At 60.7% G+C, this 13582-nt stretch carries 16 protein-coding genes and 1 pseudogene; 15 read left to right on the top strand and 2 right to left on the bottom strand.

Annotated elements, in window-relative coordinates; genetic code table 11:
• Positions 1-176 precede the first annotated feature (176 nt).
• Positions 177-2387: a catalase/peroxidase HPI gene (gene katG / locus MPN20_RS12350; RefSeq protein ID WP_242782596.1), complete on the bottom strand. Its 2211-nt coding sequence runs from the start codon at positions 2385-2387 to the stop codon at positions 177-179.
• Positions 2388-2491: 104 nt separating this feature from the next.
• Positions 2492-2968 carry a Fur family transcriptional regulator gene (locus MPN20_RS12355; RefSeq protein ID WP_242782597.1) on the bottom strand — a complete coding sequence of 159 codons (477 nt, stop codon included), beginning with the start codon at positions 2966-2968 and terminating at the stop codon, positions 2492-2494.
• Positions 2969-3364: 396 nt separating this feature from the next.
• Here MPN20_RS12355 and rpsL point away from each other — a divergent pair, with 396 nt between their 5' ends.
• The 15 genes and pseudogenes from rpsL (at position 3365) to rpsQ (ending at position 13546) form a co-directional block, all read left to right on the top strand.
• Positions 3365-3739 carry a 30S ribosomal protein S12 gene (rpsL, locus tag MPN20_RS12360; RefSeq protein WP_242782598.1) on the top strand — a complete coding sequence of 125 codons (375 nt, stop codon included), beginning with the start codon at positions 3365-3367 and terminating at the stop codon, positions 3737-3739.
• Positions 3739-4209 carry a 30S ribosomal protein S7 gene (gene rpsG / locus MPN20_RS12365; protein WP_242782599.1) on the top strand — a complete coding sequence of 157 codons (471 nt, stop codon included), beginning with the start codon at positions 3739-3741 and terminating at the stop codon, positions 4207-4209. Before rpsL ends, rpsG begins: the two co-directional genes overlap by 1 nt.
• Positions 4210-4306: 97 nt before the next feature.
• Positions 4307-6412, top strand: a complete 2106-nt coding sequence (fusA, locus tag MPN20_RS12370) for an elongation factor G (RefSeq protein WP_242782600.1) — start codon at positions 4307-4309, stop codon at positions 6410-6412.
• A gap of 116 nt (positions 6413-6528) precedes the next feature.
• Positions 6529-7722, top strand: coding sequence for an elongation factor Tu (gene tuf, locus MPN20_RS12375; RefSeq protein WP_242782601.1), 1194 nt, complete (start codon positions 6529-6531; stop codon positions 7720-7722).
• Between the two features lie 499 nt (positions 7723-8221).
• On the top strand, positions 8222-8530 hold the full coding sequence (gene rpsJ, locus MPN20_RS12380) for a 30S ribosomal protein S10 (RefSeq protein WP_009379191.1): 309 nt from the start codon (positions 8222-8224) through the stop codon (positions 8528-8530).
• 11 nt (positions 8531-8541) lie between these two features.
• Positions 8542-9216, top strand: coding sequence for a 50S ribosomal protein L3 (gene rplC, locus MPN20_RS12385; protein ID WP_242782602.1), 675 nt, complete (start codon positions 8542-8544; stop codon positions 9214-9216).
• A gap of 5 nt (positions 9217-9221) precedes the next feature.
• Positions 9222-9875: a 50S ribosomal protein L4 gene (gene rplD, locus MPN20_RS12390; RefSeq protein WP_242782603.1), complete on the top strand. Its 654-nt coding sequence runs from the start codon at positions 9222-9224 to the stop codon at positions 9873-9875.
• Positions 9872-10171 carry a 50S ribosomal protein L23 gene (gene rplW / locus MPN20_RS12395; RefSeq protein ID WP_242782604.1) on the top strand — a complete coding sequence of 100 codons (300 nt, stop codon included), beginning with the start codon at positions 9872-9874 and terminating at the stop codon, positions 10169-10171. The genes rplD and rplW overlap by 4 nt, the downstream gene beginning before the upstream one ends.
• A gap of 30 nt (positions 10172-10201) precedes the next feature.
• Positions 10202-11038, top strand: a complete 837-nt coding sequence (gene rplB, locus MPN20_RS12400; protein WP_242782606.1) for a 50S ribosomal protein L2 — start codon at positions 10202-10204, stop codon at positions 11036-11038.
• Between the two features lie 15 nt (positions 11039-11053).
• The gene (rpsS, locus tag MPN20_RS12405) at positions 11054-11335 is read left to right on the top strand and encodes a 30S ribosomal protein S19 (RefSeq protein ID WP_242782608.1); all 282 of its coding nucleotides are present in this window, start codon (positions 11054-11056) and stop codon (positions 11333-11335) included.
• Positions 11336-11377: 42 nt separating this feature from the next.
• Entirely contained in the window at positions 11378-11764 is a 387-nt protein-coding gene (rplV, locus tag MPN20_RS12410; RefSeq protein WP_242782609.1) for a 50S ribosomal protein L22, read from the top strand.
• On the top strand, positions 11764-12585 hold the full coding sequence (gene rpsC, locus MPN20_RS12415) for a 30S ribosomal protein S3 (protein ID WP_009883563.1): 822 nt from the start codon (positions 11764-11766) through the stop codon (positions 12583-12585). Before rplV ends, rpsC begins: the two co-directional genes overlap by 1 nt.
• A gap of 3 nt (positions 12586-12588) precedes the next feature.
• Positions 12589-13005: a 50S ribosomal protein L16 gene (gene rplP / locus MPN20_RS12420; RefSeq protein ID WP_242782610.1), complete on the top strand. Its 417-nt coding sequence runs from the start codon at positions 12589-12591 to the stop codon at positions 13003-13005.
• 2 nt (positions 13006-13007) lie between these two features.
• Positions 13008-13223 (top strand): annotated as a pseudogene (rpmC, locus tag MPN20_RS12425) (50S ribosomal protein L29); the annotation flags it as partial.
• A 35-nt stretch (positions 13224-13258) separates the two neighbouring features.
• Positions 13259-13546, top strand: a complete 288-nt coding sequence (rpsQ, locus tag MPN20_RS12430) for a 30S ribosomal protein S17 (RefSeq protein WP_242782612.1) — start codon at positions 13259-13261, stop codon at positions 13544-13546.
• Positions 13547-13582 lie beyond the last annotated feature (36 nt).

Here is a 13582-nt window from a genome sequence, read left to right on the forward strand (position 1 = left end):
AAACGGGCAGAACTCCACGCGCCAGAAGAGAACAGCGACGACAGCCAGACGAATGACGGCCAATCGGGGACTGCGCTGCGGAGATGACTGTGCCCCCACCGTTGCCGGTGGGGGCACAGTCATGCAGCTGGGCAGGTGATGCCTTTGAAGCGTCAGCGATTGACGCCGTCAGCCTCTCAGCGGTGCAGGTCGAAGCGGTCAGCCTCGACGAGCTTGCTCCAGGCCTTGACGAAGTCGTTGACGAACTTTTCCTTGGCGTCATCGGAGGCGTACACCTCGGCGATGGCACGCAGTTCCGAGTTCGCACCGAAGAGAAGATCGATGCGGCTGCCGGTCCACAGCTTCTCACCCTCGGGGGAGAAGCACTCGTAGACGTTGGCGGAGTCCGACTCGCCGACTGGCTTCCAGAGGTTGCCGAGCTCGAGCAGGTTGACGAAGAAGTCGTTACTCAGTTCGCCCGGACGGTCTGTGAAGACTCCGAGATCGGAATCCTCGTAGTTGGCGCCGAGGACGCGCAGGCCGCCGATGAGCACAGTCATCTCGCTCGGAGTCAGCCCGAGCAGGCTGGCTCGATCGAGGAGGAGGTACTCGGCCTTGAGGGGCAGGCCCTCTGTCAGGTAGTTGCGGAATCCGTCGTGAGTCGGCTCGAGGTACGAGAACGAATCGACGTCGGTCTGCTCCTGTGTGGCGTCACCGCGGCCGGTCGAGACCGGAACGGTGACGACGAAGCCTGCAGCCTTGGCAGCAGTTTCGACGCCGACGGCACCGGAAATGGCGACGACATCGGCGAATGAGGCACCGGTGTCAGCGGCGATGCCTTCGAGGACAGGGATGACCTGTGCCAGCTTCTGCGGTTCGTTGGCTTCCCAGCTGCGTTGCGGTTCGAGGCGCAGACGTCCACCGGTGACACCGCCGCGCTTGTCGGAGACACGGTGCGACGAGGCGGCGGCCCACGTGGTCGAGACGAGCTGCGAGACGCTCAGGCCCGATTCGCGAACAGCTGCCTTGACAGCCTCGATGCCGGCGGCGTCGAGCGGAGTGCCCTCCGGAACCGGGTCCTGCCAGATCAGCTCTTCACTGGGGACCTCGGGCCCGAGGTAGCGAGTCGACGGGCCCATGTCACGGTGGGTGAGCTTGAACCAGGCACGGGCGAAGGCGTCTTCGAAGGCCTTCTGGTCATCCTTGAAACGACGCGAGATCTCACCGTAGATGGGATCGAAACGCAGAGAGAGGTCGGTGGTGAGCATACGCGGCTCGCGACGGCCGTCGCCCTGCGCCATCGGGACCATATCGTCTCCGCCGCCGTCCTTCGGACGCCACTGCAGGTGACCGCCTTCGTTCTCGAAGACCTCCCACTCGTAGGCGAAGAGGATGTGGAAGAACTCGTTGTCCCAACGGGTCGGGTGGTAGGTCCAGGTGACCTCGATGCCGCTGCCGATGGTGTCGTTGCCCTGGCCCGTGCCGAAGTCGCTCTTCCAGCCCAGTCCCTGCTCTTCGAGCGGCGCGCCCTCTGGATCGGCGCCCTTATGGGACTCGGGTCCTGCGCCATGTGTCTTGCCGAAGGTGTGACCACCGGCGATGAGGGCGACAGTCTCCTCGTCATTCATAGCCATTCGGGCGAAGGTCTCACGGATATCGTGAGCGGCTGCCAGCGGATCAGGCTTGCCTTCAGGTCCCTCGGGATTGACGTAGATGAGGCCCATGGTCGTCGCCGCCAACGGCTTCTGCAGCTCGCGGTTGCCGACGTAGCGCTTGTCAGTGCCCAGCCACTCGTTCTCCGAGCCCCAGTAGACGTCGTTGTCCGGCTCCCACACGTCGCGACGACCACCGGCGAAGCCGAAGGTCTTGAAGCCCATGGACTCGAGCGCGACATTCCCGGCGAGGATGAACAGGTCGGCCCACGAGATCTTCTTGCCGTACTTCTTCTTGACCGGCCACAGCAGACGGCGGGCCTTGTCCAGGCCCACGTTGTCGGGCCAGGAGTTCAACGGAGCGAAGCGCTGCTGTCCTTCGCCGCCGCCGCCGCGACCGTCCTGGACACGGTAGGTTCCGGCCGAGTGCCACGCCATGCGGATCATGAACGGACCGTAGGTACCGAAGTCGGCCGACCACCAGGCGGAATTGCTGTTCTGAAGCTCTTCGATGTCGGCTTTGAGCGCGTAGTAGTCGAGGCTGGCGAACTCGGCGTCGTAGTCGAAGCCCTCGTCCATGGGGTCGCGTGCAGGCTGGTTCTTGGCGAGGATCTTCAGATTCAGGCGGTTTGGCCACCAATGTGAGTTTGCGTCTCCCTGCACGGGATTGACAAGGGCATCAGTCGTGGACTCATCTGCCTTTGCCGTGCTGGTGTGGGCGACGGGGCAGCCGCCCGCTGTCGTCGAATCGGTCATCGTGTTCCTTTCGCTGGCGAGTCCGGACAGGACTCGTGTGAGGTCAGAGGTGTAGTGGTGAGCTCGCGCGATGATCTGCCGAGCTGTCCGAGCGTGAAGGCCGCTCAGACAGCAGAGGACAGGTCGGGCTGAGGCGGAGTCGCTGCGGACGCAGCACATTCCGGGCACAGACCCCAGAAGGTGACCTCGGCCTGCTCGATGACGAAACCTCCGTCATGCGAGGGCGTCAGACACGGGGCCTGCCCGATCGTGCAGTCGACATCGACGATGAGACCGCAGGATCGACACACGAGATGATGGTGGTTGTCTCCGACGCGCCTCTCGTAGAGGGCAACAGACCCGGACGGCTGAATGCTCCGCACAAGCCCGACCTCGGTGAGAGTGTGGAGCGAGTCGTACACGGCCTGATGGGAGACCTCGGGGAGGCGCTCCCTGACCGCGCGGAGAACGGTCTCCGTGTCCGCATGCGGATGATCGCACACCGACTGGAGGACCGCGACCCTCTGCTTCGTCACGCGAAGAGAGCTCTTCCGCAATGCTGCGGACGCTTCGTCGTCGTGTTCATGATTCTTCTCAGCCACACACTCAGCATGCCGCGTTCTTTTGAACGAGTCAAGGAAGGAGAACGCCTGTCGTGGACGGCGCAACCCCTGGTTTTGACCTGATGCACCGGGGCGCGATATTCTGAGATGCGACTGATTGTGTTATCTGCGTCGTCGAATGATCATCCCGGGCATTTTGTGAGACCCGGATCAGTGTGAGAATTCGTCGAAGCAGGCCGCTGACGTGTCATTCTCGCTGGTCTTGTGTCCTCGCGACACACCCGAGCGAAGGGTGCATGGCGGCGCGCGAATACTGGCATCGGGGGCCAAGCTTCACCCGGTGTTCAGTCGGATATGTCCCACGGTTCACAAACATGGCTGATGCCATGGCCAATGTGGGAATTAGGTCTATCGAGAAGCAATGGAGAACGTTTAGTGCCAACAATCCAGCAGCTCGTCCGCAAAGGACGGCATGTCAAACCCGCAGGATCCGACGCTCCTGCCCTGAAGGGCAGCCCGCAGCGTCGTGGCGTGTGCACCCGCGTGTACACCACCACTCCCAAGAAGCCGAACTCGGCTCTGCGCAAGGTCGCTCGTGTCAAGCTTTCGAGCCAGATCGAAGTGACCGCATACATCCCAGGCGAAGGACACAACCTGCAGGAGCACTCGATCGTGCTCGTGCGCGGTGGCCGTGTCAAGGACCTGCCAGGTGTGCGTTACCGCATCGTTCGCGGTTCGCTCGACACCCAGGGTGTCAAGGGCCGTCAGCAGGCTCGCAGCAAGTACGGTGCGAAGAGGGAGAAGAAGTAATGCCACGTAAAGGTCCTGCACCCAAACGACCGATCGTCATCGACCCGGTCTTCAGCTCACCGATCGTCACTCAGCTGATCAACAAGATCCTGCTGGACGGCAAGCGTTCGACCGCAGAGCGCATCGTCTACGGTGCCCTCGAAGGTACACGCGAGAAGAACGGCGTCGATCCAGTTGTCAACCTGAAGAAGGCTCTTGACAACATCCGTCCGTCCCTCGAGGTCCGCTCACGCCGTGTCGGCGGCGCGACCTACCAGGTTCCGGTCGATGTTCGTCCAGTTCGTTCGACGACTCTGGCTCTGCGCTGGCTCGTGGGTTACTCCCGCCAGCGTCGTGAGAAGACCATGACCGAGCGTCTCATGAATGAGATTCTCGATGCGAGCAACGGCCTCGGTGCCGCTGTGAAGCGTCGTGAAGACACGCACAAGATGGCCGAGTCCAACAAGGCCTTCGCCCACTACCGCTGGTGATCGTTCCTCCCAAGACCCGCGCCGGTCTGCTTCGTTCGAAGCGCACCGGCCGGGCAGCGGGGGAGTCGATCAAGTCATCGATTGAGAGAGAGACACCGTGGCACTTGACGTGCTCACCGACCTGAACAAGGTCCGCAATATCGGCATCATGGCCCACATCGATGCCGGTAAGACAACCACGACCGAACGCATCCTCTACTACACCGGTGTGAACTACAAGATCGGCGAGACCCACGATGGTGCGTCGACGATGGACTGGATGGAGCAGGAGCAGGAGCGCGGCATCACGATCACCTCGGCTGCCACCACCTGCTACTGGCACGACAACCAGATCAACATCATCGACACCCCTGGTCACGTCGACTTCACCGTCGAGGTCGAGCGCTCGCTGCGCGTCCTCGACGGCGCCGTCGCCGTGTTCGACGGTAAGGAAGGCGTTGAACCGCAGTCCGAGACCGTGTGGCGTCAGGCTGACAAGTACGACGTGCCGCGTGTGTGCTTCGTCAACAAGATGGACAAACTCGGTGCTGACTTCTACTTCACCGTGCAGACCATCAAGGATCGCCTTGGTGCAAAGCCGCTGGTTATCCAGTTGCCGATCGGTTCCGAAGCCGACTTCGCCGGCGTCGTCGACCTGCTTGAGATGAAGGCCTACATCTGGCCTGATGAGTCCAAGAAGGGTCAGGACATGACCGAGATTGAGATCCCTGAGGATCTCAAGGAGAAGGCTGCAGAGTACCGCGCTCAGCTCGTCGAGGACGTCTCTGAGGGCAGCGATGAACTCATGGAGAAGTACCTCGAAGGCGAAGAGATCTCGGTCGACGAGATCAAGAGCGGCATTCGTGCGCTCGTCGTCAACTCGTCTGCTTTCCCTGTTATGTGCGGCTCTGCGTACAAGAACAAGGGCGTCCAGCCGATGCTCAATGCAGTCATCGACTACCTCCCCTCGCCTCTCGAGGTGCCTCCGATGCTCGGAGTCAACCCTCGTGACGAGGAAGAGGAGCTCACCCGCAAGCCTTCCGTCGACGAGCCTTTCTCGGCTCTCGCCTTCAAGGTTGCGACCCACCCGTTCTTCGGCACCCTGACATACGTTCGCGTGTACTCAGGTGAGGTCAAGTCGGGCGAGCAGGTTCTCAACTCCACGAGTGGAAAGAAGGAGCGCGTCGGAAAGCTCTTCCAGATGCACTCCAACAAGGAGAACCCTGTCGAAGAGGCAATCGCAGGACACATCTACGCGTTCATCGGTCTCAAAGAGACGACGACCGGAGATACCCTCTGCGATCCGGCCAACCCGATTGCTCTCGAGTCGATGACGTTCCCTGAGCCTGTCATCTCTGTGGCCATCGAGCCCAAGACGAAGGGCGACCAGGAGAAGCTGTCGGCAGCGATCCAGAAGTTCGTCAAAGAGGACCCGACCTACCGGGTCGAGCTCGACGTGGAGACCGGTCAGACCGTTATCCGCGGAATGGGCGAGCTTCACCTCGACATCCTCGTCGACCGCATGCGTCGCGAGTTCAAGGTCGAGGCGAACGTCGGCAAGCCTCAGGTCGCGTACCGCGAAACCATTCGTCGGACAGTCGAGAAGTACGATTACACCCACAAGAAGCAGACGGGTGGATCGGGACAGTTCGCGAAGGTCCAGGTCACCTTCGAACCTCTCGAGGTTGAAGGCGATACGATCTACGAGTTCGAGAATGCTGTGACGGGCGGACGTATTCCGCGCGAATACATTCCGAGCGTCGATGCCGGTATCCAGGACGCCATGCAGCTCGGTGTCCTTGCCGGTTACCCGATGGTCGGCGTCAAGGCCATTCTGGTCGACGGCGCATACCACGATGTCGACTCTTCGGAGATGGCATTCAAGATTGCCGGCTCGATGGTCTTCAAAGAGGCTGTTCTGCGGGCAAACCCGGTTCTCCTGGAACCAGTCATGGACGTCGAGGTGCGCACCCCTGAGGAATACATGGGTGACGTCATCGGCGACCTGAATTCCCGGCGTGGCCAGATTCAGTCGATGGACGATGCTTCCGGTGTGAAGGTCGTCAAGGCTATGGTCCCGCTGTCGGAGATGTTCGGCTACATCGGAGATCTGCGGTCGAAGACCCAGGGTCGCGCGGTGTATTCGATGACCTTCTCCAGCTATGCGGAGGTCCCGAAGGCAGTTGCCGAAGAGATCATCCAGAAGATGCGTGGCGGAGAGTAATCTCCGGTCCCCGATCGCCCCGGTGATCAAGAACATGTTCACCGGAATGAAAGTTAACCAACAAAAGGTCTAAGATATGAACCGCATATCTTTCGCCAACCACGAGGAGGAACCCAGTGGCAAAGGCTAGTTTCGATAGGACTAAGCCGCACGTCAACATTGGCACCATCGGCCACGTTGACCACGGAAAAACCACCCTGACCGCCGCAATCACCAAGGTGCTGGCGGACAAGTACCCAGATCTCAACGAGGCTCGCGCCTTCGACCAGGTGGATAACGCACCTGAGGAGAAGGAGCGCGGCATCACCATCAACGTCTCGCACGTTGAGTACCAGACTGAGAAGCGTCACTACGCTCACGTCGATGCCCCTGGTCACGCCGACTACATCAAGAACATGATTACCGGTGCTGCTCAGATGGACGGCGCGATCCTCGTGGTTGCTGCTACCGATGGTCCGATGCCGCAGACCCGTGAGCACGTTCTGCTCGCTCGCCAGGTCGGCGTCCCCTACATCGTCGTGGCTCTGAACAAGTCCGACATGGTCGATGACGAGGAGCTCCTCGAGCTCGTCGAATTCGAGGTTCGCGACCTGCTCTCGAGCCAGGAGTTCGACGGAGACAACGCTCCTGTCGTTCAGGTGTCCGCTCTCAAGGCGCTGGAAGGCGACGAGAAGTGGGTCAAGTCGGTTGAAGAGCTCATGCAGGCTGTCGATGACAACGTTCCTGAGCCGGAGCGCGACATTGACAAGCCGTTCCTCATGCCTGTTGAAGACGTCTTCACGATCACCGGTCGTGGAACCGTCGTGACCGGTCGTGTTGAGCGCGGCGTCCTTCTGCCGAACGACGACATCGAAATCGTCGGCATCAAGGAGAAGTCGTCCAAGACGACCGTCACCGCCATCGAGATGTTCCGCAAGACTCTGCCTGACGCACGTGCAGGCGAGAACGTCGGACTGCTTCTCCGTGGCACGAAGCGCGAAGAGGTTGAGCGCGGACAGGTCATCTGCAAGCCGGGTTCGATCACCCCGCACACCAAGTTCGAGGGCCAGGTCTACATCCTGAGCAAGGACGAGGGTGGACGCCACAACCCGTTCTACTCGAACTACCGTCCTCAGTTCTACTTCCGCACCACGGACGTCACCGGCGTCATCACGCTGCCTGAGGGCACCGAGATGGTCATGCCTGGCGACAACACCGATATGTCGGTCGAGCTCATTCAGCCGATCGCCATGGAAGAGGGCCTCCGCTTCGCAATCCGCGAGGGTGGACGCACCGTCGGCGCTGGTCGAGTCACGACGATCACTGCCTGATCACACGTCGATCATCAAGGCTTCGGCCTTGAACTCGGGGCCACGGTCCTGAACGATCGAATCGGAACCCCGGTCCATTGGACCGGGGTTCCGTGCATTCACAGGGAAGTACCGCCTCGGCGAGTGACCTGCGTGACTGCCCGGTTAGCAGCGGTGATGAAATGCCTCACAACCCAGATGCCTGGAATTGCGCGGATCAAGTGGTATGTGACAAGATAGTGAAGTTGCGTTTTGGGCGTTGACCCCTGCACTGCGGTAGCAATACCGCGAACAGCCCGGAACACTATCGGATCGATGAATCTGCCTTGAGCGGGTTCGGACCGAGCAGCCAATGAGTAAAAGCGCCGTCGGCCTTGAACGGGAATCGAAAGATTCTCCGCCAGGATTAGCCGACACGCCCGACCTCGGGGGTCGGTCATGGTCAGCCGGCACAGACCACAGACGAGTTACCTCGCCTGATGGTTGATGGCCGGAAGTAACTAAAGAAAGAGACGACGCCATGGCGGGACAGAAGATCCGCATTCGGCTCAAGTCGTACGACCATGCTGTGATTGACAGTGCTGCACGCAAGATCGTGGACACCGTCACTCGCGCAGGTGCGACTGTTGTGGGCCCCGTGCCGTTGCCAACGGAGAAGAACGTGTACTGCGTCATCCGTTCGCCACACAAATACAAGGACAGCCGTGAGCACTTCGAAATGCGCACGCACAAGCGTCTGATCGACATCGTCGATCCGACGCCGAAGGCTGTCGATTCGCTTATGCGTCTCGACCTCGCTGACGACGTCAATATCGAGATCAAGCTCTAAGGGAGGGAAACATGGCGAACAATCGTTCCTCAGCTCTCCCTACAACCCGCAAGGTCAAAGGCCTTCTGGGTACCAAACTGGGCATGACCCAGGTGTGGGATGAGCAGAACAAGCTCGTACCGGTGACCGTTGTGGCCACCGGAAACAACGTCGTGACGCAGATCCGCAACGAGGAAACCGATGGTTACCCCGCTGTGCAGATTGCGTTCGGCGAGATCGATCCTCGCAAGGTCAACAAGCCGACTGCAGGCCACTTCGAGAAGGCCGGCGTGACACCACGCCGTCACCTTGTCGAACTGCGCACCGCTGACGCTGCTGACTACGCGTTGGGCCAGGAACTCGGAGTCGACACGTTCGATGCCGGGATCAAGGTCGACGTGACTGCAAAGACCAAGGGTAAGGGAACCGCCGGTGTCATGAAGCGTCACGGCTTCCACGGCGTCGGTGCCTCCCACGGTGCGCACCGTAACCACCGCAAGCCAGGTTCTATCGGCGGAGCCGCTACACCTGGTCGCGTCTTCAAGGGTATGCGCATGGCCGGCCGTATGGGCGCAGTCAAGCACACCACCCAGAACCTCACGATCCACGCCGTGGACACCGAGAACAACTTCCTGCTCATCAAGGGTGCCGTTCCCGGCCCCAAGGGTGCAGTCGTTCTCGTTCGCTCGGCCGCGAAGGAGGCCTGAACGATATGACTGATGTCAAGACAGTCGACGTCGTCGATGCCGCTGGTGCGAAGACCGGATCCGTTGAACTGCCTGCCGAGATCTTCGGTGTGCAGACCAACGTGCCGTTGATCCACCAGGTTGTCGTCGCACAGCTGGCAGCAGCTCGTCAGGGTACACACAAGACAAAGACCCGCTCCGAAGTACGCGGTGGCGGACGTAAGCCCTACCGTCAGAAGGGAACCGGTAACGCCCGTCAGGGTTCGATCCGCGCTCCTCAGTACAACGGTGGTGGAGTCGTGCACGGGCCGGTTCCTCGCGATTACTCGCAGCGGACCCCAAAGAAGATGAAGGCTGCTGCTCTGCGCGGCGCTCTGTCGGATCGCGCACGTCTCGATCAGGTTTTCGTCGTTAAGAACTTGATCACCGGCGATGCGCCGTCGACCAAGCAGGCGAAGGTCGCTCTGGCTGGCCTGTCCGATCGCAAGAACACCCTCGTGGTGCTCGAGCGTGACGATGAGCTCACTCAGCGCAGCGTTCGCAACCTGCCTCATGTTCACGTGCTCACCTCCGATCAGCTCAACACCTATGATGTGCTGATCGCCGATGACATCGTGTTCACCGAAGCAGCACTGCAGACGTTCCTGGGCGGATACCGCAAATCGGAGGACGCATCATGAGTCTGAACTTCAAGGACCCACGCGACATCATCGTCGCACCGGTCGTCTCAGAGAAGACGTACAGCCTGATGGACGAGGGAAAGTACACCTTCATCGTCGATCAGTCGTCGAACAAGACTGAGATCAAACACGCCATTGAATCGATCTTCGATGTGCAGGTTGCCAAGGTCAACACCCTGAATCGTCAGGGCAAGCGCCGCCGCACCCGCACCGGTTGGGGAAAGCGCAAGGACACCAAGCGTGCCATTGTCGCCCTCAAGGACGGATCAATCGACATCTTCGGTGGATCGCTCTAAGCGATCCTTCGTCAAAGAAGGACAAGACTCATGGGAATCCGTAAGCACAAGCCGACGACCCCGGGCCGCCGTGGCTCATCGGTCGCCGACTTCGTCGAAGTGACCCGGTCTACACCGGAGAAGTCACTTCTGCGCCCACTGCCTAAGCGCGGTGGCCGCAACAGCCAGGGCCGCGTGACCACTCGCCATCAGGGCGGCGGTCACAAGCGTCAGTACCGTGTCATCGACTTCCGCCGCCATGATAAAGATGGCGTTCCGGCGAAGGTCGCGCACATCGAATACGACCCGAACCGCACCGCGCGCATCGCTCTGCTGCACTATGCAGATGGAGAGAAGCGCTACATCATCGCCCCGCATAACCTCAAGCAGGGCGCACAGGTGGAAGCCGGACCGGGCGCAGATATCAAGCCGGGCAACAACCTTGCCCTGCGCAACATCCCAGTCGGTACCGTGGTGCATGCAGTTGAAATGCGTCCCGGTGGCGGTGCCAAGATCGCACGTTCGGCCGGTTCATCCGTGCAGCTCGTCGCGAAGTACGGCCGGTTCGCTCAGCTGCGGATGCCTTCGGGCGAAATCCGCAACGTTGATGCGCGCTGCCGTGCCACTGTCGGCGAGGTCGGCAATGCCGAGCAGTCGAACATCAGCTGGGGCAAAGCAGGCCGCATGCGTTGGAAGGGCAAGCGCCCGACCGTGCGTGGTGTCGTCATGAACCCTGTCGACCACCCACATGGTGGTGGCGAGGGCAAGACCTCGGGTGGTCGTCACCCAGTCAGCCCGTGGGGTCAGTCAGAAGGCCGCACTCGCCGGCCGAACAAAGAGAGCGACAAGTACATCGTGCGCCGTCGCCGGACCGGCAAGAAGCGCTGATTGGAGTACTGACTTATGCCTCGTAGCCTCAAAAAGGGTCCTTTCGTCGACGAACACCTGTTTCAGAAGGTGGCTCGCCAGAACGAGAAGAACACTAAAAATGTAATCAAGACATGGTCTCGTCGCTCGATGATCATCCCGGATTTCCTGGGACACACCATCGCAGTACATGACGGACGCAAGCATGTTCCAGTCTTCATCACTGAAGCAATGGTCGGACATAAGCTTGGCGAGTTCGCACCGACACGGACGTTCCGTGGCCACGAAAAGGACGATCGCAAGGGTCGCCGCCGCTGACGCGGGGCACTCTTTCGATCCTAGACAAGAGAGAAGGAAGCGATGGAAGCCAAGGCTAAGGCGCGTTACCTGCGCGTCACGCCTCGCAAGGCTCGGCGCGTCATCGACCTCATTCGTGGTCAGCAGGCGACCGAAGCACTTGCAGTGTTGAAGTTTGCAGAACAATCGGCATCAGATCCGATTTACAAGCTCGTTGCCTCCGGAATCGCCAATGCGCGAATCCGGGCCGACGAACAGGGCGTTGCGTTCGACGAGAACGAACTGGTCATCTCCGAAGCGTTTGTGGACGAGGGACCAACCATGAAGCGGTTCCGCCCGCGGGCCCAGGGACGTGCTTTTCGCATTGAGAAGCGCACCAGTCACGTCACAGTGATCCTGGCCAGCGGTGACGACCTGCCTCAGCGCAAGAGCCGGAAGGGGAATCGTTAATGGGCCAGAAAATCAATCCGAACGGATTCCGACTCGGAATCACCACGGACCACAAGTCGAAGTGGTTTGCTGACTCGACTAAGCCGGGACAGCGCTACAGCGACTACGTGCTCGAAGATGTGAAGATCCGTCAGATGATGACCAAGGGCCTTGAGCGCGCTGGCATCTCGAAGGTGAACATCGAGCGCACGCGTGACCGTGTCCGAGTCGACATCCACACTGCCCGTCCGGGCATTGTCATTGGACGTCGTGGAGCCGAAGCCGATCGCATCCGCGGTCAGCTCGAAAAGCTCACCGGCAAGCAGATTCAGCTCAATATCCTTGAGGTGAAGAACGCCGAGATCGACGCGCAGCTGGTTGCTCAGGGAGTTGCCGAGCAGCTCGCGAGCCGCGTGGCATTCCGCCGCGCTATGCGCAAGTCGATCCAGAGCGCCCAGCGCGCAGGTGCCAAGGGCATCCGCGTGCAGTGCTCCGGTCGTCTCGGCGGCGCCGAAATGAGCCGTTCAGAGTTCTACCGCGAAGGTCGTGTGCCTCTGCACACCCTGCGCGCGAACATTGACTACGGATTCCACGAAGCGCACACCACCTTTGGTCGCATCGGCGTCAAGGTGTGGATCTACAAGGGCGATATGACCGACAAGGAGCTTGCTGCCGAGCAGGCGAAGGCTCCTGCTGCTCGTGGCCCCAAGGGCCGTGGGCGCGGCCGTGGCGGCCGTGGTCGTGGTCAGGAAGGCGCAGCAGCACCGCGCCGGAACGACGCAGCGCCGAAGACTGAGAACAACGCCGAAGCCCCTGCGGCTGAGGCCGGATCGGAGGGCTGAGCTATGTTGATCCCTCGTCGAGTGAAATACCGCAAGCAGCACCACCCCAAGCGGGGCGGCGCAGCTAAGGGTGGCACGACGGTGTCCTTCGGTGACTACGGCATCCAGGCTCTCGAGCCCGCCTACATCACCAACAGGCAGATCGAAGCCGCACGTATTGCCATGACGCGCTACATCAAGCGTGGTGGCAAGGTGTGGATCAACATCTACCCAGACCGTCCGCTGACGAAGAAGCCTGCCGAGACCCGCATGGGTTCCGGTAAGGGTTCTCCGGAGTGGTGGGTCGCCAATGTCAAGCCGGGACGGGTCATGTTCGAACTCGCCGGTGTGTCCGAGGAAGTTGCTCGCGAGGCCTTGCGCCTCGCGGTCCATAAGCTTCCGCTCAAGGCCCGTATCGTGGCCCGCGAAGGTGGTGAGTGAATATGGCAATTGGTTCGAAGACCCTTTCCATGGACGCACTTGACGGTTTTGACAACGAGCGTCTGCTCGAAGAGCTCAAGAAGGCCAAGGCCGAGCTGTTCAACCTGCGTTTCCAGTCGGCCACCGGCCAGCTGGAGAGCCACGGCCGCCTGAAGGCTGTGCGTCGCGACATCGCTCGTATCTATACCGTGCTCAATGAGCGGGAGTTGGACATTCGTCCGAACCCTGCTGACGCTAAGGAAGAGGACAAGTGATGGCGGAGACCACCAAGCCCGAGGCAGGCGCCGCGGATCGTAACTCGCGCAAGACTGTGCGTGGTTACGTTGTTTCTGACAAGATGGAGAAGACCATCGTCGTCGAGGTGGAGGAGCGCAAGACGCACCGCCTCTACGGCAAGGTCCTCCGCCAGTCGGTGAAGTACAAGGTTCACGATGAGGAGAACACCGCTGGTGTCGGTGACCTCGTCCTCGTGTCCGAGACGCGGCCAGTTTCGGCTGCGAAGCGTTGGCGGCTCGTCGAGATCATCGAACGCGCCAAGTAAGCCGACGCCACCCCACCCACCCGGTCCCGCCCACGA

The organism is Brevibacterium sp. ZH18 (genome assembly GCF_022748595.1).
In the GTDB taxonomy this organism is placed as follows: Bacteria; Actinomycetota; Actinomycetes; order Actinomycetales; family Brevibacteriaceae; genus Brevibacterium.

What these genes read in the sequence shown, in the direction of transcription:
- katG (WP_242782596.1), bottom strand. Translation starts at nt 2,387, where the DNA reads ATGACCGATTCGACGACAGCGGGCGGCTGCCCCGTCGCCCACACCAGC.
- rpsG (WP_242782599.1), top strand. Translation starts at nt 3,739, where the DNA reads ATGCCACGTAAAGGTCCTGCACCCAAACGACCGATCGTCATCGACCCG.
- rpsJ (WP_009379191.1), top strand. Translation starts at nt 8,222, where the DNA reads ATGGCGGGACAGAAGATCCGCATTCGGCTCAAGTCGTACGACCATGCT.
- rplC (WP_242782602.1), top strand. Translation starts at nt 8,542, where the DNA reads ATGGCGAACAATCGTTCCTCAGCTCTCCCTACAACCCGCAAGGTCAAA.
- rplD (WP_242782603.1), top strand. Translation starts at nt 9,222, where the DNA reads ATGACTGATGTCAAGACAGTCGACGTCGTCGATGCCGCTGGTGCGAAG.
- rplW (WP_242782604.1), top strand. Translation starts at nt 9,872, where the DNA reads ATGAGTCTGAACTTCAAGGACCCACGCGACATCATCGTCGCACCGGTC.
- rplB (WP_242782606.1), top strand. Translation starts at nt 10,202, where the DNA reads ATGGGAATCCGTAAGCACAAGCCGACGACCCCGGGCCGCCGTGGCTCA.
- rpsS (WP_242782608.1), top strand. Translation starts at nt 11,054, where the DNA reads ATGCCTCGTAGCCTCAAAAAGGGTCCTTTCGTCGACGAACACCTGTTT.
- rplV (WP_242782609.1), top strand. Translation starts at nt 11,378, where the DNA reads ATGGAAGCCAAGGCTAAGGCGCGTTACCTGCGCGTCACGCCTCGCAAG.
- rpsC (WP_009883563.1), top strand. Translation starts at nt 11,764, where the DNA reads ATGGGCCAGAAAATCAATCCGAACGGATTCCGACTCGGAATCACCACG.
- rplP (WP_242782610.1), top strand. Translation starts at nt 12,589, where the DNA reads ATGTTGATCCCTCGTCGAGTGAAATACCGCAAGCAGCACCACCCCAAG.
- rpsQ (WP_242782612.1), top strand. Translation starts at nt 13,259, where the DNA reads ATGGCGGAGACCACCAAGCCCGAGGCAGGCGCCGCGGATCGTAACTCG.